The 24,823-nt window shown below is 34.0% G+C and carries 30 protein-coding genes and 1 pseudogene; 25 read left to right on the top strand and 6 right to left on the bottom strand.

Going from position 1 to position 24,823, the window contains the following annotated elements:
- Nucleotides 1-256 precede the first annotated feature (256 nt).
- Nucleotides 257-706, top strand: a complete 450-nt coding sequence (locus tag ACZDYH_RS17240) for a GNAT family N-acetyltransferase (RefSeq protein ID WP_000764607.1) — start codon at nucleotides 257-259, stop codon at nucleotides 704-706.
- Nucleotides 707-742: 36 nt separating this feature from the next.
- Here ACZDYH_RS17240 and ACZDYH_RS17235 read toward each other — a convergent pair whose 3' ends face one another.
- The gene (locus tag ACZDYH_RS17235) at nucleotides 743-1,753 is read right to left on the bottom strand and encodes a sulfite exporter TauE/SafE family protein (RefSeq protein ID WP_002024365.1); all 1,011 of its coding nucleotides are present in this window, start codon (nucleotides 1,751-1,753) and stop codon (nucleotides 743-745) included.
- Between the two features lie 97 nt (nucleotides 1,754-1,850).
- On the opposite strand from ACZDYH_RS17235, the gene ACZDYH_RS17230 reads away from it, so the two are divergent.
- The 10 genes from ACZDYH_RS17230 to ACZDYH_RS17185 all read left to right on the top strand — a co-directional run bounded on the left by ACZDYH_RS17230 (nucleotide 1,851) and on the right by ACZDYH_RS17185 (nucleotide 9,727).
- Entirely contained in the window at nucleotides 1,851-2,648 is a 798-nt protein-coding gene (locus ACZDYH_RS17230) for a VOC family protein (RefSeq protein WP_044307279.1), read from the top strand.
- 14 nt (nucleotides 2,649-2,662) lie between these two features.
- Nucleotides 2,663-3,589, top strand: coding sequence for an aminoglycoside phosphotransferase family protein (locus ACZDYH_RS17225; protein WP_088363872.1), 927 nt, complete (start codon nucleotides 2,663-2,665; stop codon nucleotides 3,587-3,589).
- A gap of 13 nt (nucleotides 3,590-3,602) precedes the next feature.
- Nucleotides 3,603-4,346: a metallophosphoesterase family protein gene (locus ACZDYH_RS17220; RefSeq protein ID WP_000357659.1), complete on the top strand. Its 744-nt coding sequence runs from the start codon at nucleotides 3,603-3,605 to the stop codon at nucleotides 4,344-4,346.
- 150 nt (nucleotides 4,347-4,496) lie between these two features.
- Nucleotides 4,497-5,165, top strand: a complete 669-nt coding sequence (locus ACZDYH_RS17215; RefSeq protein WP_048656368.1) for a nucleoside/nucleotide kinase family protein — start codon at nucleotides 4,497-4,499, stop codon at nucleotides 5,163-5,165.
- Nucleotides 5,166-5,192: 27 nt separating this feature from the next.
- The gene (locus tag ACZDYH_RS17210) at nucleotides 5,193-5,642 is read left to right on the top strand and encodes a hypothetical protein (RefSeq protein WP_284994026.1); all 450 of its coding nucleotides are present in this window, start codon (nucleotides 5,193-5,195) and stop codon (nucleotides 5,640-5,642) included.
- A 92-nt stretch (nucleotides 5,643-5,734) separates the two neighbouring features.
- The gene (locus tag ACZDYH_RS17205; protein ID WP_071739209.1) at nucleotides 5,735-6,559 is read left to right on the top strand and encodes a DUF2785 domain-containing protein; all 825 of its coding nucleotides are present in this window, start codon (nucleotides 5,735-5,737) and stop codon (nucleotides 6,557-6,559) included.
- A 105-nt stretch (nucleotides 6,560-6,664) separates the two neighbouring features.
- Nucleotides 6,665-7,651, top strand: coding sequence for an alpha/beta fold hydrolase (locus ACZDYH_RS17200; protein ID WP_071739208.1), 987 nt, complete (start codon nucleotides 6,665-6,667; stop codon nucleotides 7,649-7,651).
- Between the two features lie 34 nt (nucleotides 7,652-7,685).
- Entirely contained in the window at nucleotides 7,686-8,357 is a 672-nt protein-coding gene (locus tag ACZDYH_RS17195) for a response regulator transcription factor (protein ID WP_474886693.1), read from the top strand.
- Complete coding sequence (locus ACZDYH_RS17190) at nucleotides 8,354-9,349, top strand: sensor histidine kinase (RefSeq protein ID WP_139849552.1); 996 nt, start codon at nucleotides 8,354-8,356, stop codon at nucleotides 9,347-9,349. The genes ACZDYH_RS17195 and ACZDYH_RS17190 overlap by 4 nt, the downstream gene beginning before the upstream one ends.
- A gap of 63 nt (nucleotides 9,350-9,412) precedes the next feature.
- Nucleotides 9,413-9,727: a DUF3892 domain-containing protein gene (locus tag ACZDYH_RS17185; RefSeq protein WP_000358161.1), complete on the top strand. Its 315-nt coding sequence runs from the start codon at nucleotides 9,413-9,415 to the stop codon at nucleotides 9,725-9,727.
- 86 nt (nucleotides 9,728-9,813) lie between these two features.
- Here the strand turns inward: ACZDYH_RS17185 and ACZDYH_RS17180 are convergent, their stop codons facing one another.
- Together ACZDYH_RS17180 and pdxR are read right to left on the bottom strand one after the other, a co-directional pair.
- Nucleotides 9,814-10,254: a YaiI/YqxD family protein gene (locus ACZDYH_RS17180; RefSeq protein ID WP_000708761.1), complete on the bottom strand. Its 441-nt coding sequence runs from the start codon at nucleotides 10,252-10,254 to the stop codon at nucleotides 9,814-9,816.
- 71 nt (nucleotides 10,255-10,325) lie between these two features.
- Complete coding sequence (pdxR, locus tag ACZDYH_RS17175) at nucleotides 10,326-11,777, bottom strand: MocR-like pyridoxine biosynthesis transcription factor PdxR (protein WP_006927573.1); 1,452 nt, start codon at nucleotides 11,775-11,777, stop codon at nucleotides 10,326-10,328.
- A gap of 125 nt (nucleotides 11,778-11,902) precedes the next feature.
- Between pdxR and ACZDYH_RS17170 the strand changes: the two genes are divergently transcribed.
- A complete protein-coding gene (locus tag ACZDYH_RS17170) occupies nucleotides 11,903-12,814 on the top strand; it encodes a DMT family transporter (protein WP_088363869.1) in 912 nt (303 codons plus the stop codon).
- 18 nt (nucleotides 12,815-12,832) lie between these two features.
- Here the strand turns inward: ACZDYH_RS17170 and ACZDYH_RS17165 are convergent, their stop codons facing one another.
- Nucleotides 12,833-13,300, bottom strand: coding sequence for an NUDIX hydrolase (locus ACZDYH_RS17165; protein WP_088363868.1), 468 nt, complete (start codon nucleotides 13,298-13,300; stop codon nucleotides 12,833-12,835).
- Between the two features lie 96 nt (nucleotides 13,301-13,396).
- On the opposite strand from ACZDYH_RS17165, the gene ACZDYH_RS17160 reads away from it, so the two are divergent.
- The 5 genes from ACZDYH_RS17160 to ACZDYH_RS17140 all read left to right on the top strand — a co-directional run bounded on the left by ACZDYH_RS17160 (nucleotide 13,397) and on the right by ACZDYH_RS17140 (nucleotide 17,317).
- On the top strand, nucleotides 13,397-13,804 hold the full coding sequence (locus ACZDYH_RS17160) for a DUF3980 domain-containing protein (RefSeq protein ID WP_000610496.1): 408 nt from the start codon (nucleotides 13,397-13,399) through the stop codon (nucleotides 13,802-13,804).
- 17 nt (nucleotides 13,805-13,821) lie between these two features.
- Nucleotides 13,822-14,292 (top strand): GNAT family N-acetyltransferase, encoded by a 471-nt coding sequence (locus ACZDYH_RS17155; RefSeq protein WP_088363867.1) that lies wholly within the window; start codon nucleotides 13,822-13,824, stop codon nucleotides 14,290-14,292.
- 48 nt (nucleotides 14,293-14,340) lie between these two features.
- Nucleotides 14,341-15,231, top strand: a complete 891-nt coding sequence (locus ACZDYH_RS17150) for an AraC family transcriptional regulator (protein ID WP_000444280.1) — start codon at nucleotides 14,341-14,343, stop codon at nucleotides 15,229-15,231.
- Nucleotides 15,232-15,255: 24 nt separating this feature from the next.
- Nucleotides 15,256-16,191 carry a serine hydrolase domain-containing protein gene (locus ACZDYH_RS17145; RefSeq protein ID WP_088363866.1) on the top strand — a complete coding sequence of 312 codons (936 nt, stop codon included), beginning with the start codon at nucleotides 15,256-15,258 and terminating at the stop codon, nucleotides 16,189-16,191.
- Nucleotides 16,192-16,291: 100 nt separating this feature from the next.
- Complete coding sequence (locus ACZDYH_RS17140) at nucleotides 16,292-17,317, top strand: SDR family oxidoreductase (RefSeq protein ID WP_474886688.1); 1,026 nt, start codon at nucleotides 16,292-16,294, stop codon at nucleotides 17,315-17,317.
- An 86-nt stretch (nucleotides 17,318-17,403) separates the two neighbouring features.
- Here the strand turns inward: ACZDYH_RS17140 and ACZDYH_RS17135 are convergent.
- Nucleotides 17,404-17,490 (bottom strand): annotated as a pseudogene (locus ACZDYH_RS17135) (DUF4240 domain-containing protein); the annotation flags it as partial.
- Nucleotides 17,491-17,792: 302 nt separating this feature from the next.
- Between ACZDYH_RS17135 and ACZDYH_RS17130 the strand changes: the two are divergent.
- The 6 genes from ACZDYH_RS17130 to ACZDYH_RS17105 all read left to right on the top strand — a co-directional run bounded on the left by ACZDYH_RS17130 (nucleotide 17,793) and on the right by ACZDYH_RS17105 (nucleotide 21,468).
- Nucleotides 17,793-18,182 (top strand): GntR family transcriptional regulator, encoded by a 390-nt coding sequence (locus ACZDYH_RS17130; RefSeq protein ID WP_006927585.1) that lies wholly within the window; start codon nucleotides 17,793-17,795, stop codon nucleotides 18,180-18,182.
- On the top strand, nucleotides 18,170-19,042 hold the full coding sequence (locus tag ACZDYH_RS17125; protein WP_000432461.1) for an ABC transporter ATP-binding protein: 873 nt from the start codon (nucleotides 18,170-18,172) through the stop codon (nucleotides 19,040-19,042). Before ACZDYH_RS17130 ends, ACZDYH_RS17125 begins: the two co-directional genes overlap by 13 nt.
- Nucleotides 19,030-19,647 carry an ABC-2 transporter permease gene (locus ACZDYH_RS17120; protein ID WP_006927587.1) on the top strand — a complete coding sequence of 206 codons (618 nt, stop codon included), beginning with the start codon at nucleotides 19,030-19,032 and terminating at the stop codon, nucleotides 19,645-19,647. The genes ACZDYH_RS17125 and ACZDYH_RS17120 overlap by 13 nt, the downstream gene beginning before the upstream one ends.
- A gap of 29 nt (nucleotides 19,648-19,676) precedes the next feature.
- Nucleotides 19,677-19,970, top strand: a complete 294-nt coding sequence (locus tag ACZDYH_RS17115; RefSeq protein ID WP_000202084.1) for a YfzA family protein — start codon at nucleotides 19,677-19,679, stop codon at nucleotides 19,968-19,970.
- Nucleotides 19,971-20,334: 364 nt separating this feature from the next.
- On the top strand, nucleotides 20,335-20,802 hold the full coding sequence (locus ACZDYH_RS17110) for an NUDIX hydrolase (protein ID WP_006927592.1): 468 nt from the start codon (nucleotides 20,335-20,337) through the stop codon (nucleotides 20,800-20,802).
- Nucleotides 20,803-20,823: 21 nt separating this feature from the next.
- Nucleotides 20,824-21,468 carry an alpha/beta hydrolase gene (locus ACZDYH_RS17105; protein ID WP_474886685.1) on the top strand — a complete coding sequence of 215 codons (645 nt, stop codon included), beginning with the start codon at nucleotides 20,824-20,826 and terminating at the stop codon, nucleotides 21,466-21,468.
- Between the two features lie 45 nt (nucleotides 21,469-21,513).
- Here ACZDYH_RS17105 and ACZDYH_RS17100 read toward each other — a convergent pair whose 3' ends face one another.
- Nucleotides 21,514-23,457: a GTP-binding protein gene (locus ACZDYH_RS17100; protein ID WP_474886684.1), complete on the bottom strand. Its 1,944-nt coding sequence runs from the start codon at nucleotides 23,455-23,457 to the stop codon at nucleotides 21,514-21,516.
- Nucleotides 23,458-23,722: 265 nt separating this feature from the next.
- Here ACZDYH_RS17100 and ACZDYH_RS17095 point away from each other — a divergent pair, with 265 nt between their 5' ends.
- Nucleotides 23,723-24,151, top strand: coding sequence for a MarR family winged helix-turn-helix transcriptional regulator (locus ACZDYH_RS17095; RefSeq protein WP_000204162.1), 429 nt, complete (start codon nucleotides 23,723-23,725; stop codon nucleotides 24,149-24,151).
- Between the two features lie 18 nt (nucleotides 24,152-24,169).
- Complete coding sequence (locus tag ACZDYH_RS17090; RefSeq protein ID WP_016122744.1) at nucleotides 24,170-24,808, top strand: nitroreductase family protein; 639 nt, start codon at nucleotides 24,170-24,172, stop codon at nucleotides 24,806-24,808.
- Nucleotides 24,809-24,823 lie beyond the last annotated feature (15 nt).

Raw genomic sequence — 24,823 nt, 5'->3', positions numbered from 1 at the left:
TATATTGCAAGATATTTTGTTAGGAAAAGTCAAAAAATATCGGTTATTGTATAGGAAACGCTTGCAAAACTCCACCCGAACCTACTATTATGTAGCAATAAGCAAAGAAAAAATTGTTATACAAATGTTTCGCAAAAAATATTGAAAAACCCTCTAAATTAAAAGAAAATTCAGAAAAATATAATTCGACATTCATAATAAAGTCATATTATTTGTTATAATTAGAGTAACGTTTAAGCAAAAAGGGGAAATCAAAATGAAATTAGAAACAGAAAGGCTCTATATAGTGCCGTGTACAGAAGAGAGGATTCAAGTCGCTAACGAGCAAGGATACAATAGCGGCCCGCATATTGTAGGGCATGTAAAGAATGTAAAACAAGATGCAACTTTATTACCATGGGGGGCGTGGTATGTTCTTCGAAAAGAAGATGATAGCGTTTTAGGTGATATTGGGTTTAAAGGGAAACCAAACGAGGATCAAACAGTAGAAATTGGCTATGGATTCATTGAGAAATATTGGAATCAGGGCTATGCAACAGAAGCTGTAAAAGAACTAATCGATTGGGCTTTCAAAACAGGTGAGGTAGAAACAATAATTGCAGAGACACTTCTAGATAATTATAGTTCGATGCGTGTTTTAGAAAAGTTACATATGAAGAGAGTAAATGCTACAGAAATGATGATTAATTGGAAAATAGAAAAATAAAAAATACCGCTCTAAATTGAGCGGTATTTTTTATAGTTATGGTAGCATTTGCTTCTGATCATTCGGATACTCAGCCGTTGACGTATTAGGACGATTGGAATGATTACGAACAGCAATGAAAATAGAAATAATAACGACAAGACCAACTGCAACGTAAGAAAGTGAAATAATAGTTGGATCCACTTTAAATGTAGTAAGCAGTGTACGAATGTTTGTAAAGATAATAAGACCACCAACTAATACGCCAAGTAAATGAGAAGGAACGATGCGAACTAGCCATGCCGCGATTGGTGCCGCTACGATACCACCGAGCATGAGAGAAAATACCCAAACCCAGCTTACTTGTTCCCAGCCAAGTGAGATGAAGAAGCCGATTGTTGCAGCGAGTGAAACAGGAAATTCACTCGTATCTACAGATCCAATAACTTTTCTAGCTTCATTTCCTCTTGCTAGAAGAACAGGTGTCGTAATCGGCCCCCAACCACCGCCACCAGTTGAATCAACGAATCCAGCGAATAAACCAAGCGGCACAAGTTGTTTTGCAGACATACGCTTATTTGAAGTGACAATTTGTTTTTGAATGATGAATCGTAATAAAATATAAACCCCTAAAGTAAATAAAAATACGGAAATGTACGGTTTGATTACATCTCCAGGCAAATTACTTAAAAAACATGCCCCAACAAATGCGCCGATTGCCCCAGGTAATGTAAGCCTGGAAACTGTATATTTATCAACGTTTCCAAATTTGATATGAGATGCGCCAGAAGCTGCAGTTGTAACGACTTCAGCTAAATGAACCGATGCGGAAGCTACAGCCGGTGCAATACCAAACATTAATAATAGTGAAGTAGACGTTACCCCATACGCCATTCCGAGTGCTCCATCGATCAGTTGAGCGAAAAATCCAATAATAGCAAAGACAATTAATTTCTGCATAAATAATCCCCCTGTAATAATAAATGAAAAAGACACTTTTCCCGTATGAGAAAAGTGCCTTTGGTTTTTCCAATCAGCAATAATTAAATTTGTTTCATTATAATACATATTAATCGTATAAATCAACTAGGTTTTAAAGTTTTTGAATTGAATGAAATAAAAATAAAATATACAATAAAAGGATGGAGAGAAAGGGGAGAAAGACATGTTACGATTTGATCATCTTGTTCACGCAGTTCATGGTACACCGGAGGAAGCGGCAAAACAAATGCAGGAACTTGGATTTCATACTGTATTAGGCGGAGAGCATACGAATTGGGGTACTTGGAATGGTTTAAGTTATTTTGATTTATCATATATAGAATTTTTAGCAGTTCAACATGAAGAAAAAGCGAAAGAAGCAGAAAATCCATTAGTACAAGAAACAGTGGTGAAACTACAAAATGGAGAAGGAATGCTACAAATCGCGATCCGAACAGATGCAATTGAGGAGCTAGCAGTTAACTTTAATAAGTACGGCTTACATACGATAGGGCCATTTGAAGGGAAACGCATGAGAAAAGATGGCCGGCTTTTAGAATGGAAAATGTTATTTGTTAGGCAAGAAGAGAACGGACCGAAATTACCTTTCTTTATACAGTGGAATGAAACGGACGAAGAAAGAAGAAACGATTTACGTAACAGTAGGACGATCACTGAACATAAAAACAAAGTGCAACAAATTGAAACGATTCATTACGCAGTAAAAAACGTTCGAGAAACAGTACGGAAATGGAAAAAAGTAATGGGACTATCTACAAGTTCAGTTGTGAAAAATGAAAAATGGAATGCTGAGAGTCAAAGTGTAGTGTTTGGAAATATTCATGTGCAGTTTTGTGAACCGATTGGAGAAGGGCTAGTACTAGAACATTTGAATAAGAATGGCGAATATCCATTTGCAGTAGAGTTTAAAGGTGGAAATAAACGAGAGCATGAAGTGCTAGGTAGTTTGTACATATATTAATAGAGGTGAACGTTGTGGAAGAAATGCTTAGGGAGATAGAGAGAATACTAGAATGGCCTCGTATTGTAAAGTGTACAGCTATTTCAAAAGGTTTCTCACATGAAGAGAAACATAAAATAGAATTAGAAAACAAAGTAACATATTTTGTAAAAGTATGTGATACAGTTCATTTTGAACGTAAACAAGAAGAATATACGTATATGAAACGATTAGAGTCATTACATATTCCAACGCCTAAGTTAATTCATTTCATAAAACTTGAGGAATTAAATAAATGTGTTCAAGTATTTGAATGGACCCGAGGTATAAATGGTGAAGAAGGTTTAACGAAGTTATCGGTGGAAGAACAGTATAAGGCAGGAAGAAAAGCAGGGGAAGTATTAAAGAGGATTCACTCAATTGAAAGAGAAAGTGCAAGTAATAAATGGGAAACATCTAGATGGAATAAATACGAAAGATACATAGAGGCACTAACAGATTACGAGGTGAATTTTCTGGATTTGAATCCAATATTAACCTTTGTAGAAAATCATAAAGATTTATTGAAAAATCGTCCAATAAGATTTTTACATGATGACTTCCATCCAGCAAATAGTATGATTCATAATAAGGAGTTTATCGTTATTGATTTTTGTGGATATGATTTTGGCGATCCAATACACGATTTTTATAATGTAGCGATTTTTACTACAAGAATAAGTAAACCATTTGCGGTTGGACAAGTTCACGGTTATTGCGGAGGCGAACCATCGCTTCATTTTTGGAAACTCTATACATTGTACGCCGCGATGACATTCCCAGCGGATATCGTTTGGACGAATCGAAGTACGCCGCATTTAGTAGATGATATGAAGGAAAGATTAAATGGAATATTAGAAGAGCATAATCATTTTTCATCTTATATTCCAAAATGGTATCAATCAAGCGAATGTAATAAATAAAGGAGTAATTTATATGGATAAAATAGCAGTAATTTCAGATATTCACGGTAATATTCAAGCATTAGAATCCGTGTTGAATGATATTAAATTAAGAGGAATCGAGCGCATTATTTGTCTTGGAGATTTAGTAGGAAAAGGACCTCATTCCAGTGAAGCAATTGAAATCATTCGTAAAGAATGTGAAGTAGTCGTAATGGGAAACTGGGATGATTTTATTACAAAGCCGACTGAATTTGAAGCATTAAAATGGCATCAAAAACAATTATCGGAAGAACAAAACGACTATTTAAGAAGCTTACCATTTTCAATCGAGTTTTATATGAGTGGAAAACTCATTCGTATGTTCCACGCCTCACCGAGAAGTTTATATGAAAGAATTCAACCACACGCTTCAAGAGAAGAGCGTATTAGTATGTTCGAAAATAGTGATCTGACAGAAAATATAGAAGGAGAAAGAAAACCAGATGTCGTTTGTTACGGTGACGTTCACCAAGCGTTCGTTCAAAATTTCAGAGGGAAAACGTTATGTAATGCCGGCAGCGTAGGAAACCCACTTGAAATAACGCAAGCTTCCTATTTAATATTTGAAGGAACTTACAATGAAAAAGAAGCAGCGAGCTTTTCTATTCAACTTGTACGAGTACCGTATGATATTGAATTAGCTATCAGACTAGCAGAAGAACTCGAAATGCCAGAAATTGAAGAATACAAACAAGAATTACGGACTGCTTTATATCGAGGGTTTAAGGGGAAGTAAGCTAATAATATATCAACGATTTTTCAAATATATCTATCATAACTTAAAATATATCAACGATTCGACAAAGGATATCGATTTACCGACAAATAGTGACATGAATTGTTACTTATAATTGCATTATGTAAACTAATTATAAAGGGAGATATCATGAACCGAAAACAACGAATCAAAGAAATTGCAGATCATATTGTAAAGCTAAACTTAACCTATCCAACAAGAGTTGGAGTAAGTGGTATTACAGCATCAGGAAAAACAACATTTGCAAACGAACTAGCGGAAGAAATAAAAAAACGAGGATTACCAGTAACACGCGCCAGCATTGATGATTTTCATAATCCAAGAGTGATTCGCTATGCAAAAGGAAAAGAATCTGCAAGAGGGTATTATGAAGATGCACACGATTATACAGCTTTCAAAGAAAGATTATTAATGCCTTTAGGACCTAACGGGAATTTACAATATGAAATGATTTCTCATAACTTAATAACGGATATGTCTGTACATAATGAGCCGCTATTGGCCACGCAAAATATGATATTAATAGTAGATGGAACGTTTCTATTGAAAAAAGACGTTGCGTATTTATTTGATTACAAAATCTTTGTAGATACAAATTTTGAGATTGCGAGAAAACGTGGTGCTAAGCGGGAAACTGAAGCTTTTGGAAGTTATGAAGAAGCAGAGAAGATGTTTTTGAACAGATATCATGCGGCCTGTAAGTTGTATATAGATGAGCATAATCCGAAAGAAATTGCAGATGTTTTATTTGAAAATAGTAAATTTGATGATCCAGTAGTTCTATTTAAAAGACATTAATACAGTTTATATAGGGGGAATGAACATTTGTTTAGATGGTTTCAAAAAAATAATAAAGTGAATGAAGAGAAGGATGGACAATATTTAGAAATCAAAAATGAACAGTTAAAACAAAAAATAATGGAACTAGAGAGTATAAGTGAAGACATTTGCAGTAAGTATCAAAAAATATATGAAGAACGTTTTGCGCAAAATGGTAAATTAAATTTGAAGCTGTCAATTAAAAGAGATATAGACGGTGATGAATTAGAAGAACTAACATCTAAGAATTGTTTAGAGTATGAATATAGATCAGAAATTAATTTTGAATATGATGCTTCAAAATCATGGGAAGTCTGTACTATTTCGCTTTGGTATTATTACCAAGGATATCGAAAAAGTAGTAGCATAGGAACACTTTATAGCGGAACGATTAATGAATTAGAAGAAGAAGTTAAAGCAACATTGGAAGAACTGTTACATAGTGAAGATAATTAATGATTCCATTTTATATTGCGTTAAGAATGGGTTTAATTTTATGATACTAATAGGGAATAATTTAGGAAGAGAAATTTAAAGGGGATAAAAAAATGACAGAAGTACTAGAACTAAAAGAAGAACTACTACAAATTAAAAATAATAATTATGCTGTACCAGAAGACGTAGATGCATATCCATATGCGCAGTGGATGCTAGATTATATCGGATCACCAGATGCTGAATTACGTGATGATTTAATTTATAGTACGCTTCATACATGGATTACAAATGATGTGTTTAGACAAAAAGAATTACGAGGGTTAATGCTACAAGCAATTAGTCCTGATTATTTATTTTATAAAATTGGTGAAAAGGGAACAGACTCTGTATTTAAACGTGCATTCTCCGTATTAATTCCACCACTTATTTTATCTGTTCATGAAAGAGAACCGTTGTTATCGGAAGAACAATTGTACAGTGTGGCAGAACAAGTGTTGGAATATGTATATTTAGAAGAAGATGTAAGGGGCTACGTAGAAGGAAAAGGCTGGGCACACTCTACTGCACATGCAGCAGATGCGCTCGATGCGTTAGCACGTACAATTCAAAATCGTGAGTTTTCATATGCGATTCTTGCGGCTGTTCGTCAGAAGGTTCGATTGAGTGATTACGTATATGTACACTTTGAGGATGAGAGATTAGTAAAGCCAATTATGTCGTTACATAACCAAAAGCTTTTAACTGAAGAAGAGTGGAACAATTGGCTACATAGTATAGCAACTGTTGAAGACATCCGACATCCGCAGCATGCTATTTTAGTACAAAATATTAGAGCTTTCTTAAGAAGTTTATATTTTAGAGTTTTAGAGACAGAGGGTAATACAGCCTTTACAGATGATGTATTGGAGACTTTGAAAGGGTTGCGTAGGTATTAAAATAATCCATAATTAGAAACAAAGAATACATGTTCATTTTGAAAAATTTATTAGAAATTTATTTTTACATTGTACCCTTTTAGTATAGGCTGAAAGGGGTGTCAAATGAAAAAATTATTAAAGTCAGTGAAAATAATATTTTTAATATGTATTAGTATGATTTTCTTTGGAACAGGAGCTGTATTTATATATCATAACTATCAATTAAAAATGGAATCGGAATTAATGAACAATGAAGGCGAACTTGTTAATTTCGATAATAAAAAATTGAATGTTTATAATGAGGGGAGCGGGGAGGATACGTTTGTATTTATGGCCGGATCTGGAATTGCCGCTCCTGTTTATGAATTGAAAGGCTTATATAGTAAATTTTCGAAAGAAAACAAGATTTCTGTAATTGAGAGAGCTGGTTATGGATACAGTGATGTTTTTCAAGATGAGAGAGATATTGATACGATATTAGAACAAACAAGAGAAGCGCTTATTCGAAGTGGAAATAAACCACCATACATCTTAGTACCACACTCTCTATCGGGTATAGAGGCTATTTATTGGGCACAAAAATATCCGGGTGAAGTAAAAGGGATTATTGCATTAGATATTGGTTTACCTAAACAGTACGTAACTCATAAAATAGGCATGGTGGATTCATTAAAAATAAAAGGGATGAATATTTTAACGAAAATTGGTTTTCAGAGATTAGCTCCCTCTATTACTTATAATCCCCAGGTCATTAAGCAATCCTTTTTAAACGAACAAGAAAAAGAAATTTATAAAGCGCTTACATACAAAAGGGCTTTTAATGATGATATGAAGCAAGAACTTTTACAAAGCTATAATAACAGTAAAAAATCAAATTCCTTATCAATCCCAAAAGAAACACCTATTTTATTTATAGATGCAATTGCTAGGCAAAATAAAGATTCAAAATATACAAAGCAAAAAAATAAAGATTATAAGGAGTTTGCTAGCGAGTTATTAAGAGCTGATGTGAAAATAATTGAAGGCACACATAGTATTTATTTATACGCTCCTGATGAAATATACAAATTTGCTATGGATTTTATTAATAATAAAGTAGTTAAGAACTAAGCTATTGCTATTATAGCGATGAAAGGTCTACATAATGAAAGTATATAACATATTAATTGTTGAAGACGATTTAATTATAGGGGATTTATTACAAAAAATTTTGCAGCGCGAGAAGTATAATGTGTATTGGGAGAAAGAGGGAAGGAAAGTTCTTGATGTAATTCATGAAATTGATTTAGTCATAATGGATGTTATGTTACCAGGCGAAGATGGTTATCAAATTACAAAGAAAATAAAAAATCTAGGATTAAATATTCCGATTATATTTCTATCAGCTCGGAGTGATATGGATAGTAAACTAAAAGGTTTGACTATTGGGGAAGAATACATGGTAAAACCTTTTGACCCTAGAGAGCTGTTGTTAAGGATTCAGAAAATGTTAGGTAATCAATATGGTATGTTCACGCAAATTAACCATGTATTTATAGATGCAGAATATAAAAGAGTTTTTATTAATGATTTGCGTAATGAAGTTGCTTTTACAGCAATTGAACGTAAAATATTCTTCTATTTATATGAAAATAGAGATAGAATTTTATCGAAAGAGCACTTCTATGATTACCTATGGCAACTCGAAGATAGAAATCAAAATATCATGAACGTACATATAAAGAAAATCAGAACCAAAATTGATGATAAAACAGGTGATATTATTCAGAACATATATGGAGAAGGGTATAGATTAAATACCTATATGAAGAAATGAACTTAAAGAAAAAATATCAGTTACTATTATTCTCCGCTATTATTAGCGTACCACTGTTATTGTTGTTGATTAGTATCTTTGTATCAGTTATTTATAATGCTGTCTTTAAAACTAAAAATAAGAACATCCCTTTTCACGAATCCTATGCATATCCTACTATGTTAATCATATTTTTGTTATCACTATTAGTATTAGCTTTTGTATTTTCAAGGTCGATTAACACCGTATTAAATAAAATTAATATATTAAATCAAACAATTCGAGATTTGGCGAGTGATAAAAAAATCCCTAATATAATAGATGTTAAAAGCGATGATGAAATGGGAGAACTGATTAAATCAGTAAACTTGCTTATAGAAAGAACAACTTATCGAGAATTGGAACTACAACAACAGGAACAAATAAAAAAGGAACTATTAAATAAATTACGGCATGATATTAATACACCCTTAACAGCGGTCAGATTACAATTATATTATTTAGAAGGTGAGTACAAGGAACAAGCACCAGTACTTGAATCACTGTATGAGCAGATACAATATATAAGTGATTTAACTAACGAATTTAATATGCAATCTACCGAAACCTTAGAGAATACTTATATTGTGCATGATGAAGTGAATATACATAATTTAATAGAAAATATGATTAAAAAATGGAGCTATTTGTATAACATTCATAAAATTGAATTAGTATATAATCCACAAGATAAAGAGTTGATATGGAATAGTAATGAGTTATGGATTCAAAGGCTATTTGATAATATTTTTCAAAATATCCTTAAACATTCAAAAGCTAAAAAACTTAAAATCATTATAGATGAAGATATTGTTTATTTTAGAGATAATGGGATTGGGTTCGATATAAATAGTAAAGGAACAGGACTTGGTTTGAAAAATATTGAAGATATATCAAAGATGTTTGATATAAAATACACTTTACAATCAAATAGTGAGGGGACAATGTTTTCATTTGAAAATACTAAAGTTTAGAGAAAATTACATAAAACCAATACCTCCCAACCATACTAATAAAATGTGTTGGAGGTGAGTTTAATGGACAAAAAAGATTTTGAAAAAGTGTATAATGATTATTTACATCAAGGGGAAGAGCAAGCTCAATTTGAAATAGCTCAGGAAGTTACTTCAGGAGCAGAACAAATTGTTGCTGTTCGTAAAAATGATGAAGGTGATTTGATTGCTTTTAAAACAAGTAGCGGGAGAGAGTTAGATTATATGACTGCTCTTAATGAAGCGAAATCAGGGAAGTTAGCTCATGTGGACGTATTTCATAAGTATGGCAGAGATATTATACGTAGTGAACCGGATGGAATAAAAGAAAATAACTTAGATAATTTACCTTCATTTTAAACGGGTAAACCTCAAGAAGAGAATGTTCATTTGGATATTCTCTTCTTTGTTTTGCGAAGTTTTCCTAGCAAATAGACGATTCATTTTTAAAGTGCGATCATACTTTTAAAGAGCGCTCTAAATTTCTCTTTATCTTCTGCTGTAAATGGTTTCGGTCCTTTTGTACGCTTACCACTTTTTCGAACCATTGCACTTAAATATCGTGTTTGTAACAATTGTTCAATGTTATCATTCGTATACTTATAGCCTTTATGGTGTAGTACGATACAGCCTTTTGCTAAAGCGAGCGAAGCAAGACCGTAATCTTGTGTTACGATTAAATCTTCTTTTTTTGCTAACTGCATAATTCGGTAATCAGCAGCATCTGCTCCGGAATCAACATATATTGTTTCCACACCTTTCGGCTGCTCTGCATTAGAATAATGAGAAAAACTAGTAACGAGTGTAACAGGAATTTCCGCATTCGTAGCTTCAAAAATAATTACATCTTTTACAGGACAAGCATCTGCATCAACGTAAATTTTCATTTTTATCACTCCTATAAATAGGTTCGTGTTGATAATAATGGTAGATTTAGGTTTTGTCAAACGAGAAAGCTTTATTTAAAGTTATTTTCACAAACCAAAATAGCCTCCCGCAAACGAGAAATACCTTCCTCAATTTGATTAATATTCACTTTTCCATAAGATAAGCGTATATAACCATCTTTTGCGCCGAAAATACTACCTGGCATAAAAGCAATTTCTTGTTTTAAACTTTGCATAATAAGTTGTTTTTCGTTTATCGGTTCTTTTAATTTTCCCCATATGTATATTCCACCGGTCGGATTTGAAAAAGAGATTTTATCATGAAGTTGCTCGTTTAAGGCGCGAACGATAACGTCTCTTTTTTCTACTAGTTGTTTTCGTAACGGTACGATATGCGACTGAAATGGTACAGTTTCAAAAAATTGTTGCATAAGCCACTGCGGGAATATGCTCATACCTAATTCCATTTGGTGCCTTGCGTCGGATAATCTTTCTACTACAGACTGCGGGGCAACGAGCCAACCAACTCGTAAGCCTGGTGCAATCATTTTTGATAAAGAATGTACATAAATGACAGTTCCATTTTCATCAATTGATTTCAAAGTAGGGCAAGGTTGTTTCTTTTCTAGCGTAAGTAAACTAGACGGATCATCTTCCACAATCGCAATTCGTAAGTCTGCACAAAGTGATAATAGTTTTTTTCTACGGTTTGGATGAAGCATCGTTCCCGTAGGGTTTTGGAAATTTGGATTTAAAAAGATCATTTTAATACGGTGTTTTCTATATAACTCCTGTACATCGTCTGGATTAATGCCGTGTTCATCGACAGGTAATGGGAAAATACGAATACCTGCTGATTGGAATAACGGCAAGGAATAACAGTGTGAAGGACTTTCGAAAGCAACAGCATCACCTGGATTTAATAAACATTGCACGATAAGGTGAAGTGCTTGCTGTGCGCCAGATGTAATCATAATGGATTGTTCAGTCGCCTCAACTTTTAAATATTCCTTCATATATTTTACGACCGCTTGTCTTAGCGGGAGATAGCCTTGCGGATGATCGTAACTTAATGAATGCGTTAACGGTTGTTCACGTAAAATCGCTTGTAGTTGATCGTGGGGATAAAGATTACAACCGAGCTCTCCGTTTGCAAAATCAATAATGTTTTCATTTTGTTGTACTTCTGCCCGAATATGGCGAAGTAACGGTAAGTTTGGTAAAAACGTACCACCTTCTACGAAATTTCTCCAGTTGGGTGTTAATGTTGGAGAAACGCCCCACATATGTGTACTTACACGTGTACCTTTACCAGTGGTACTTTCTACAATTCCCATCGCACGAAGTTCATTATAAGCAGTCGTTACTGTACTTCGGTTTACATTTAATTGCGTAGCTAATTTCCGTTCTGAAGGTAGGAAGCTTCCTGGAGGAAGTTCTCCGTATGTAATGCGTTTTTCAATAAAGTCAACAACTTGCTGATAAATAGGGATTTTACTGTCACTATCTAGTTTCCATTCCATAAAAAACGCCTCCGTATCTCTTATATACATCAAGTATAGCAAATTGGCTGGGTAAAAAAACAGCCAATTGGACGGTGTTATATCCAGCCAATTTTACTATGCTAAATAGGGAAGGGGAGATTCGGATGAAACGATGGCAAATGGAATGGCTCCTAGTATCAGTTGCATTAGTATGGGGAGCAAATTATACAATAGGAAAGTATGGAGTGGCATTTATGTCATCCATTCAATTTAATAGTTTACGATTTTTAGTAGCATCACCGGTATTATTACTTATCACTTTTATGATGGAACGCTCATTACGTATTGAAAAAAAAGATTGGTTACGATTAGTAGCAGTCGGTATCGTTGGTACAACAATGTATCAAACGATGTTTATGCTATCTGTGAAATATACTTCAGCAACAAACGCCTCATTATTAATTGCAATGTCACCTATTTTTACAGGGATATTAGCAGTATTGCACAAACAAGAACGTTTTTCGATGAAAGTACAAATTGGTTCAATAGTGGCCTTTGTTGGTGCAGCATTCGTTTTATTAACAGGGCATACGGGAGGAGCTACTTACGAGTATGCATGGCTCGGAAATATAATTGGATTAGTCGCAGCAATTGCGTGGGGATGGTACCCAATTTTAGCACAACCTCTTATTACAAAATATTCCGCAATGAGAGTCACATCTTGGTCAACTTTAATTGGAATTGTACCTCTCGTTGTATATTGTTTATTCAACGTAAATACATTAACGTGGCCAGTAGACATGCCAAGCTGGGGGTCTCTAGCATATTCAATCGTCTTCGCGACAATCTTCGGACTTGCAATGTGGTATGTCGGTATTAGTAAAATAGGCTCAACGAAAGTAATGGTTTATATGTATCTTGTACCATTGTTCGCAGTTATCTTCGCGGCAGTAACTATCGGAGAGCAAATCAACATGATGCAACTCGTTGGCGGACTTATAATCTTTATCGGCTTATATGTTGTAAAAAAGGGTGGAATTCAAAAGCCAGCTCTCAATTTGAAAAAAGTAAGTTAACAATAAAAAGGATCTCTTTCATATAGAAGGAGATCCTTTTGGTTTTTGTAATAAAAGCGCTTGTTCAACAGCCCATTTTTGATGATCATGAATGAGAAGCTCTACAGCAAGTAAAGGAGACATCCACCGCAAAACATGATCTTCCTCACAGTTTTCAGTTTGTGTCTGCACCATATTCGCAATATAAAAAAATCCATCGTTTAAATAATATGTATCTTCTTTTTCCGCATAAAAATATCGCATTGCATCACCGATATATTGATTAATTTCAATTGCCCATCCTAATTCCTCTAGTAGTTCACGATGTAAGCATTCATCTTTTGTTTCGGTACCTTCCATACCGCCACCAGGTAAAAAATAACGGTCTCCTTTTTGGATAATAGCAATGTTTGAAGAAGTTGAGTTAAAAATAATTGCATAACAACTAGGCCGTAATACATATTGCTCAGTAGGCTTTTTATAACCAAAAATAAGTTTAGATATCATAAGACACGTCACCTCTCTATAAAATACACAAAAGGAATAATAAGGTGAAAATAGAATTGTATAAGTATAATCTTACGAGATTGGAGTGATAACAAAATGATAAATCGAAAGTGTTCGCGCTGTAAAGAAATTACAGGTACATTGCACGGTGGTAAAAAAATTAAGGAAGAATTTCTATGTGAGGACTGTTTACAAAAAGGAATTGCGAGCGGTGAAATCGAATTATCACAAGTGGAGCAAGAACAAACTTCGTATCTTTCTATAAAAATATTAAAAATAATGAGTGTGATTTATTTAATAGCATCTATTTTAATGGCTTTTTCAACCGGTCCATTTATACATAATATAGGATTTGATGAAATGTCCATTTCAGGCCCAGAATTAGGTTTAATAAGTATTGTTATGCTAGGTTCTTTATTTCAGTCTGTTCTTGTATTTTGCGGGATATGGGTATTCATCCTTTTAGTAGAAACAGTCATTAAAATTTATGAAAAAATGAAGTGAGTGAGAGGGAGAAACATATGCGAGTAAGAAACATCCAAGGGGAAGATTATGTAAAGATTCATTCTGTTTTAAATGATTGGTGGGGCGGGAGAGACATGGCTGCCATGTTGCCAAAATTGTTTTTCGTTCACTTTCAAGAAACGAGTTTTATCATTGAAGAAGATGGCGAAACGTTAAGTTTCTTATGCGGATTCTTTTCGCAAACGCATAAAGAGGAAGCGTACGTTCATTTTATCGGGGTAAATCCGAAGTATAGAAGAAGAGGAATTGCATCGACATTGTATTCGTATTTCTTTGATGTCGCACGTGCAAATAATTGTAAAGTTGTAAAAGCAATTACGTCACCAGTTAATAAAAAATCGATACAGTTTCATCAAGAAATCGGTTTTCGAATTGAGGCTGGGGATGATGAGATAGAGGGTGTATCGGTACATACAAATTATGATGGGAACGGCGGTAGTAGAGTTTTATTTTTGAAACATGTGTAAAAGTAGGCTAGCGAAAAGTTAGCCTTTTTGTTGTGAGGAGCTAAAAGTATGGAGAGTAAACAAAGTAGAAATGAATACTTACGACGCATTTATAAAGTGCAAGATTATATAGAATCAAACATAAATGATTCACTTTCAATTGAAGAGTTAGCGGATGTAGCAGGATTTTCAAAGTTTCATTTTCATCGGATTTTTAAGGGGATAGTAAACGAGTCATTATCACGGTATGTAAACCGATTGAAGTTAGAAAGGGCAACACATCTACTTACATATCGGACAGATATGACGATTACAGATATTGCGTATCACTTCGGATTCACAGATTCAGCAGTTTTCTCCCGAACATTTAAAAATTATTACGGCGTAAGTCCATCTCAATATCGAAACGACAATAGCAAGAATTGCAAAGACGTAAGGGGAATTCCTCAATACAATGAATGTAAGAAGGTTCGAGGAAATGTTGAAATTGTAACAGCAGACAATATAAACGTCGCATACATAAGACATATCGGTACATATGAAGAGTTAACTATAGCTTTTCCGAAAATGATAGAGAAATTATTTCATTACGCAGCTAAGCAAAACTATCATGTATTTGAGGATACGAAAGTATTAACCATTTACCACGATCATCATGAATTTACTGAGGACTATCATTTAAGAACAAGTTTATGTGTAACAATTTCAGATGAATCCACAGTAGAAACGAACGACGTTGGAATAATGGTAATACCTTCTGGAAAGTATGCAGTAGGACATTTTGAAATATGCCAAGATGAATATAAAGGAGCATGGGACTTTATATACGGTGAGTGGCTTCCAAATAGCGGATATAAACCGAGAGATTCGTATCCTTTTGAAGTATATAGAAATGACCCAAAGCAGCATCCAAAGCATAAACATATAGTTGATATATATGTACCTATCGAACCTTTTTAATTATAGGTTAAAGGGGAAGGAATAATGAAAACTGCTGAAAAGTTAGATCAGATTATAAAAGAAGAATATGAAAATATGAATGGTATGTTAGTAGTGCAGAAAGGTAATGTTATTTTTGGAAAATATTATAACGGTTACGGTCCAGGTGATGCATTTCACATAGCGTCAGTCACAAAAACGATAATCTCTGCGCTAATTGGGATATGTATAGATAAGGGCTATATAAAAAGCGTTGATCAAAGAGTAATAGAATTTTTCCCGGAATATAACGTTAATTCATCTGAAATAACAGTACGACATCTGTTGACAATGACAGCTCCACATCCTTTCGTAGACTGGCAGGAGCCGTTAGAAGAACTATGTATGCAACGAGATTGGGTACAGTATACGTTAAATAGGATAGGACAAGGCGGAGAAATTGGGGCTTTTAAATATTCATCTGCAGGAGCGCATGTACTATCAGCGATTATTACGAATGCAACAGGAAAAAATGCGCGTGAATTTGCGAATGAATACTTATTTCAGCCACTCGGCATGAGAGAAATTCCAAACTACAATATGAAAGCATTTGGATTTGATGACTTATTCGGAAAAGATGTGAAAGGATGGGTTCACGATCCAAATGGTATTTCGACAGGTGGCTGGGGACTAACGTTAACGGTTAGAGATATGGCGAAGTTTGCACAGATGTATTTGAATGAAGGTATTCATAATGGAAAACAAATACTATCAAAATCATGGATAAAAGAATCGACAGAAATGAACCCAAATCAATATGGTTACTTATGGTGGTTACGAGAAGAAGATGGAATCTTTTCATACTGTGCAATGGGTGATGGGGGGAATATGATTTGTTGTATTCCAGAGAAGGAATTGGTGGTGGTGATGGCTTCTGAAGTTGTGCCAGAAGCAAAGGATAGATGGAGATTAATCAAAGAGTATATACTTTTAAAAGAGTAATGGTGAACTTGTAGAAAAATTTAAACGAGCCCCGTAACTTTCCTCAATAAAAAATCGTTAAACATTAGGAAGGGTTATTAATCAAGAATGGGGGAGAACTATGAAGATATTAATTCTAGGCGGTACACGATTTTTAGGAAGAGCATTTGTAGAAGAGGCTTTGAACAGAGGGTATGAAGTTACATCATTTAACCGCGGAACAAACAAAGAAATCTTTCCTGAAGTGGAGCAGCTTATCGGTGACAGAAATAACGATGTATCAAGTTTAAAAAATCGAAAGTGGGATGTTGTCATAGACACGTGTGGATTTTCTCCACATCATATTAGGAATGTTGGAGAAGTGCTCAATGATAATATTGAACACTATGTATTCATCTCAAGCCTTTCCGTATATAAAGATTGGATTCTGCATGACATAAAAGAAGACTATATATTACAACCTGAACCGACGGATGATCAAATAAAGGCTGTAGAAAATGGTGAAGTTTCACCTTATGAGTATTATGGTGCACTGAAAGTATTATGTGAAAAAGAAGCAGAGAAGTATTGGCCGGGGCGTGTATTACACGTAAGAGCAGGACTTCTTTCAGGAATGTTTGATTATACAGATCGGCTTCCATATTGGATTCAGCGTGTAGCAAAAGGAGGTAAGGTGTTAGTTCCAGGAAGAAAAGACCGTCCAGTGCAGATAGTTGATATAAAAGACGTCGCAAATTGGGGACTAAACATGGCAGAAAACAAAAATGCAGGTACATTCAATGTAACAGGTCCAAATTATGATTTGACGATGGAAGAGCTATTAAATACGTGTAAAAAGGTTATGAATAGTGATGCTGAATTCGTTTGGGTAGAGGAATCGTTTATGAATGAACATAATGTGCAGCCTTGGACAGAAATGCCTTTATGGCTTCCAGAAATTTTTTCATTAGAAGGGGAAACGAAGCCGTGGAAAGGCGGGTTTACTATAAGTATCGAGAATGCTGTGAAAGAAGGGCTTACTTTTAGAAGAATAGAAGAGACAGTTACAGACGTGTATGAGTGGATGAAGAGCACAGACGAATGGGAATTAAAAGCAGGTATTTCAGGCGAAAGGGAGAAGGAATTGTTAGAAAAGTGGTATCAATAAATTAAGCGGAAAGATAACAATTTAAACATAGTATTAAGAAAAAGCGCCTTGTTACTAAAGAAACAAGGTGTTTTTCGTATGTGAATTTATAACTCAATTGGTTCTTCCTCGTACATTTCCCACAGCTTAGAAAACATATTTTTCAGTCCTTCTTCGTCATCCTCATCCTAGTCTAACTTGATATCAACTTCCTCAAATTTTTTTTCTATTTCAAACTCTTTCTTTTTCACACTATCAGTTGTGCCAATTTTTCTGTAAAACACAACGAAGTCTTTATCGTGTATTAGCTAGTAGCAAGACCGGTGCCTCAAAATCAGACTAATACAAGGAAGGCCTGTATAAATAAGTTGTAGTAATTACATTATTAGATTGTGTTTGTAACTATATTTTGGGAATTTTCTGTTGATTTAAAATGTACGATAGTATATATTGTATATAAAGTATATATACAATATTTTTAAAAAGAGGTATTTGCATGCAAATCACTATTAGGAACACTTCAAAGGAACCTATTTATGAACAAATTAGTGCCCAAATAAAAAAGCTTATTTTACTAGGTGATTTAAAACAAGGAGATGCTCTTCCTTCAATGCGTCAGTTAGCAAAAGATTTACGAGTAAGTATTATTACAACGAAAAGAGCATATGAAGAACTGGAAAAAGACGGTTTTATTAATTCAATTGTCGGAAGAGGGTCCTTTGTAGCAGAACAAAACATTGAAACTATGAAAGAAGAAAAATTAAAAACAGTTGAAGAAAAGTTATGTGAAGCGATTCAAAATGCTAAGCAAATGGATGTTTCTTTAAATGAGCTAAAAGAAATGCTTACAATTTTATACGAGGAGGAAAACTCTTGGAAAACGTAATAGAACTTCAAAATGTCAGTAAATCTTTTAAAGGGTTTCAAATAAACAATTTTTCGATGGAAGTAAAAAAAGGATTTGTTACGGGTTTTATTGGAGGAAATGGATCAGGTAAATCTACAACGATTAAAATGATTATGAATCTAATAAACCCGGATAGTGGAAACGTCTCCTTATTTGGCATGAACTATTCGACTGATGCGAAACGAATTAAAGAAAGAATTGGCTTCGTTTATGACGATAATGTGTTTTATGATGAACTCACATTAAAGGAAATTACTAAAATTATTGCGCCTGCTTATAAAAAATGGGATTTTAACCAATTTACATATTATAAAGAGCTGTTCGAATTACCATTAAATAAAAAAATGAAAACATTCTCCAAAGGAATGAAAATGAAAGCCTCTCTCGCAATTGCCCTTTCACATCATGCTGAACTAATTATTATGGATGAACCTACATCTGGACTTGATCCTGTATTCAGAAGAGAATTATTGGATGTTCTACAAAATATTATGCAGGATGGAGAGAAAACTATCTTTTTCTCATCACATATTACAACGGATTTAGACCGCATAGCCGATTATATAACATTTATTCAAAATGGGAAGCATATTTTCACCAAAGATATTTATGCCATTGCGGAGGATTATGTTTTAGTCAAAGGACCACTAGATTTGTTAAAGTTTGATACTGAGCGTGAATTTATTTCTGTACGTAAGGCAAATACAGGTTTCGAGGGATTGATTGAAAATGCACATTCTATCGAAAACTTATTTGATAAGGATGTAGTGATTGAAAAACCAAGTTTAGAGGATATTATGTATTTCATGAAAAAGGGGGATTCAAGATGCTTAATTTAATTAAAAAGGATTTGATTTTACAAAAAACTTTCTTGCCTGCTTATCTCTTATTTCTAGTTACCTATTTGTGGGCCGGCATGGATGTAGCATATGTCATAATCATTTGTAGTGCCGTTTTTGTAATTAACACATATCAATCTGATGATAAAGATAATGCTAATATTTTAGTAAACTCATTACCGTATACTAGGAAGGAAATTATAAGTTCAAAATACGTTGGAACCTTACTTTTTACAATAGTAATCATCCCATTTTGTTTAGTTGGAAAATATTTCATTTTAGACAGCATGGAATTTCAACTTTCCTTAGAAAGTTACATACTAGGCTTCTTGGCAGTCATGCTGATAACAGCATTTTACATCCCATTTTTTGTTGCATTTAAAGTGAAAACACTTGTACCAGTTTTTATATTTTTATCTATTGGAGTTATATATTTAATGCGAAATACTCCATATTTATTAAATAAATATGCTAATGGCGTACTGACCTTTTTAAAAGAGATTTCAGATTTGAAATTATTTCTTTTATTTGCTGTCATAGCAGTGGGGTGCTATGGGGTTTCATGGATATTATCTATTCGTATCTATCAGAACAAGGCTCTTTAATAGCAAGTTCTAAAAGGAGGATGGTTTAAATGACATCAAAAAAAGAGCGTCCTAGTCGAATACGAAATTGGCTGAAAACTATTGGAGCATTTTTCGTTATGCAACTAATTTTTATCATCCTTGACATGAATTCGTGGATACCGAACTTCAAGGAAGGAGGAGTTGGGGATCGTCTCGTTAATTCAGAGTTCTTTACGGAATGGTTTGCTCCTTATAAAACAAAGCAATTTAATGTACTAACGGCAGTTATGGCTATTTTATTATTCCTAAATGTAGTAACAAGTGCAATAAAAGACGCTTTTTCTAGAAAAAGAATTAATTAGCACATAAGTTGACCTTGCGTCTTTTTAATAATGTCTTAACTATATTTAAAAATAACAGGAAAAGGATAAAAACTCCACTTATTGATGTTTCACTTTATCTTTTACAATGATTTCTTAAAAAATATTTGATGTTTCAGTTTTGTATATTGGTTGAGATAGATGCATTCATCCCCCATAATGCTTCAAAAGTGTGCGCAGTAATTGTGACATATGTATTTATACTTGTGATGGCAAATGATGTGTATTATTTTTGGAAAGTTCGAAAATTATTGAACGAACTAGAAAAATTTAGTAATCTTATTTGTACGATACATACATAATAGTTTTATAGCGATTTTTAAATAAAGTATAGGAGGCAATCGTTGTGGATCTTACGTTCAAAGTAGAGGTAACATGTTTTAACTACCGAGTCGGAGCAATTTGTAAACAGGATAATAAAATACTTATTCTGCAAGGTGACGGTGAAGATTTTTGGTACGTACCGGGCGGAAGAGTGAAAATGTTAGAAAACAGTGAGGATGCGTTACAACGGGAACTTGCAGAAGAACTAGCTGCTCCTATTAAAGGGAAGAGATTAATATGGTCAGTAGAAAATTTCTTTACACTTTCTGAGCAAAAGTTTCATGAGATTAGTTTTTATTATGAAGTAGAGCTACATGAATTACCTGCAAATGGAGCGGATCAATATATTTTGGAAGAAGAGGATAGAACATATTTGTTTAAGTGGGTGCCGGTAGAAGAGTTACATGCATATAATTTACAGCCTGCATTTATAAAAGAGAAAGTAAAGAATATAGCAGTTCATACAGAACATATCATTTTACAAGATTAAATGTATTCGGAGGAGAAAAGGATGAAGGGGATTAAAAAAGAGATACATATAAATGACAAAGTAATTTATTACACACATATCGAAAAAGGTTCTAGTACCGTTTGCTTTATGTTTTCAGGTTCAGGATACAATTATGATAAGCCGTTATTTTATTACGCGACGATGCTTATGCTTGAACATAAAATTGATGTTGTACATATTCATTATTCTTACGACGAACAAGTAATGAATAAACCAATGGGAGAAGTAACAAAAATAATGATGGATGATATTAATCCTGTAATGAAGGAAGTATTAAAAGCTGAGCAATACAACGATACTATATTTTTAGGGAAGTCACTCGGAACAATTCCAATTGCGAATGATTTAATGAAGAGAGAAGAGTTTTTACAGTCGAAAATGATATTACTTACACCTTTACTGACGTTTGATACAATTTTTGATTCTATCTTACATAGTCGACACGAAGGGTTTTTAGTTATTGGGGATAAAGATCACCAATACAATGCAGGTCAAATTGATCAGTTATATAAAACGAATTTACAGATTGAAGTTGTCAAAAATGTAAATCATTCTGTAAATGTTGGGGGATATGAAACGGAAAATTCAATTGAGGCTATAGCGAAAATAATAGGAAAACTTAAAGAAGTTGTTAGGACAAACTAACCTATTAATACATGCAAAAGAGGTGCGAATTGCACCTCTTTTACTTTAATAAGCCTTCAAAACATGAAGTAAATAATCCTTACGATTCAGCGGATTATAATCAACACGTTTTCGAGTAGGGAAGGGAGCCATAAGTTTTGTGAAACCAGCTGGCTTCGTTGTAAATATGCCTTCTCCTTCTGTAAATGAATGTAGTATTCGTTTGAAACTCTCTGTTTTCGCAACAGGTAATGATCCTGTTAACTGATAAGAATTGTTATTGAATATAGGCTCTGCAAAAGTTGCTGGAACGGCAGCGAGCTTATACATTGCGGTACTAATTGCTTGCTCCGGTACAGTTAATTCAAACGCATTAACTGGTTCATATACATATGTTGCAGCTTGTTTTAAAGCATCCATTAATACGATCGGTGTTAAATTTCTAAAGTCACTCGCTGTTGTAACAGGACTAGCATAACCAGTATGTGTTAACGTGACGATAATATCTGTAACTTCCCATCCATATAATCCTTGTTTTAACGTTTGAAATACTGTATCTTCAATTGCTTTGTGAAATGCTAAAGGCAATGAACCAAGCTCAACACCTAATTTATACGTTATGCCAGAGTTAAGTTCACCACGTTCAATTTTAAAACCAATTGTTGCGTAAAATGGATTCGCTTTTTCACCCATGACTTCAACGGAATTCCCAATGCCAATTGGCTTTTCAATACATACAACTCGCGTATTTGAGAAAGTAACCTGTAAGTTATATTTATCATAAAGTGTTGTTTCGATAACCTCTTTTTGTACTTCACCGAAAAGGCGAATATAAAGTTCATTATGAACATCATCTTTCCACACTTTAATGAGTGGATCTTCTTCACAGAGTTCCATAAGTGCAGCGTATAAATCATGAATTCGCTCTTTAGGTACCGCATCAATCGCTGCTTCCATTTGTGGTTCGGCAAAGTGAATATCTTTTATATAATCCGTACGTTCACCGATAATATCACCAATTTTTATATCATTCAGTCCCCACACTTTGCAAAATTCTCCGCTAGGAACGATAGTAGATTGAACAGCATTTCCGCTATGAAACATACACATTTTTTTAATCTTTTCTTTATGTGGTAGAGACTCATCGCGCTGTATATCAACATATTTTCTAACATGTAAGCTACCTGAAAAAACTCTTATATACGCAACCTTTTCTCCAGAAGGTTCACGTTCAATTTTAAAAACAACACCAGATAATGGTTCCTCTTGTGCCGATGTAAGAGCTGGCATTAGGGCCGGAAGTTTTTCAAGTATTTCAGTTACTCCTATACCTGTCATTGCTGAACCGAAAAAGATTGGATACACATTTGCTTGCTGTATTTGCTGTTCTAGTTTTTCTCTTAATAGTGCGTCCGGTATTATTTCGTTATTTACATATGATTCAAGTAACGATTCATTAAATGGTGCTAACAATTCCATACAATCGTCATATGATTTGTATTCAATGATCCGGGCTTCTTTCGTTCCTTCGTTTAGAACAGAGTAGAAGGGGAATGCTTCATTTGAAAGAACCTCTTTTATTTGTTTCATAACTTTTTCATTGTTTGCGCCACTACGATCAATTTTATTAACGAATAAAATAGTCGGTATGTTTAGTTTCTGTAATGTTCGCATTAAAATTTTTGTTTGTGCTTGCACACCTTCAACGGCAGAGATAACTAAAATCGCACCGTCTAGAACGCGGAATGATCGCTCCACTTCAGCGATAAAATCAGCGTGTCCAGGTGTATCAATGACATTTACTTTTACATCATCAATAAAGAAAGAAACGACAGATGCTTTAATCGTAATGCCGCGTTGTCTTTCTAATTCCATTGAGTCAGTTTGTGTATTACCACTATCTACTCGGCCAATTTCTTTAATCACATTCGTTTCATAAAGAATACGCTCAGTCAAACTCGTCTTGCCAGCGTCTACGTGCGCGACAATCCCTATATTTATTGTTGTCATTTATGAATATCCTCATTTCATTTTCCATTTTCATTTCCTCATTTCTATTTGTGTATTGCCGCATTATCAATCACTCTCCAGTCATTTAAATTATTACTATTATAGTGCAATTAACATTATTTGTAACGCTACAAAGCGCCTTAATTTGGAAAAAATAAAATGAAAACAAAATGCTTGCATTCTAAATCGATATAGATTATATTAATTGACATATCAACTATTGATACATCAAATGTTTTTATTTTGATTGTAAAGGAGGGTTAATTTGACAAGTTCATGCTCAAAAGAAGCGATTATTTTATATAAATTACACTTTCTAAATAAAGAAGTAAGTTCGAAATTTGAAGGGTGTACGGGTATGAGCCAGTCTCGATTAGAGCTTATACTTCAATTATTTGAAGTAGGTGAAATTAGTCAAAAAGCACTTCAGCAAGAAGTGAATATTGATAATGCTGCGATAACAAGGCATTTAAAGCAGCTTGAGGCCAATGAAATGATTGTAAGACGTAAAAATCCAGATGATAACAGAATTACGTTAGTTTCTCTTACTGAAGAGGGGCGAAATAAAATTCAGGCGTTTCAAGAAGAAAAAGAACGTTTTGCAGCATCTGCATTTAAAGGATTAAGTGAGGAAGAACGCGATAATCTTTTAAATATGTTAAATCACATTCAAGAAAATATAAAAGAATTATAAAAAAGGGAGAATACAACTATGACTAACTCAGTAAAAACAAATGATTTTAACGAAATTTTAACAGGACGTCGTTCAATTCGTAAGTACGACCCTTCAGTGAAAATTAGCAAAGAAGAAATGACAGAAATTCTTACAGAAGCAACACTTGCACCATCTTCAGTAAACATGCAACCATGGAGATTCGTAGTGATTGAAAGTGACGAAGCGAAAGCAACACTTGCGCCACTTGCGAAATTCAATCAATCTCAAGTAGAAACATCTTCAGCAATGATTGCTTTATTTGGTGATTTAAACAATTTTGATAACGCAGAGGAAATTTACGGTACAGCAGTAGAGCGTGGCTTAATGCCAGCAGAAGTAAAAGAAGACCAAATGAAAAAACTTTCAGCTTACTTCTCAATGGTTACACCAGAAGTAATGAAAGATACGGTATTAATTGACGGTGGTCTTGTAGCAATGCAATTTATGCTAGCAGCTCGTGCGCACGGTTATGATACTTGTCCAATTGGTGGTTTTGAGAAAGATCAAATCGCAGAAGCTTTCGGACTAGATAAAGACCGTCACGTACCAGTTATGTTAATTTCAATCGGAAAAGCTGCTGACAGTGGTTACCAATCAGTACGTCTTCCAATTGAAAAAGTTGCAGAGTGGAAGTAATTTTAAAGAAATAAG

The organism is Bacillus sp. EB V-12 (assembly GCF_056158125.1).
This window is presented reverse-complemented; position numbering and strand designations above follow the sequence as displayed.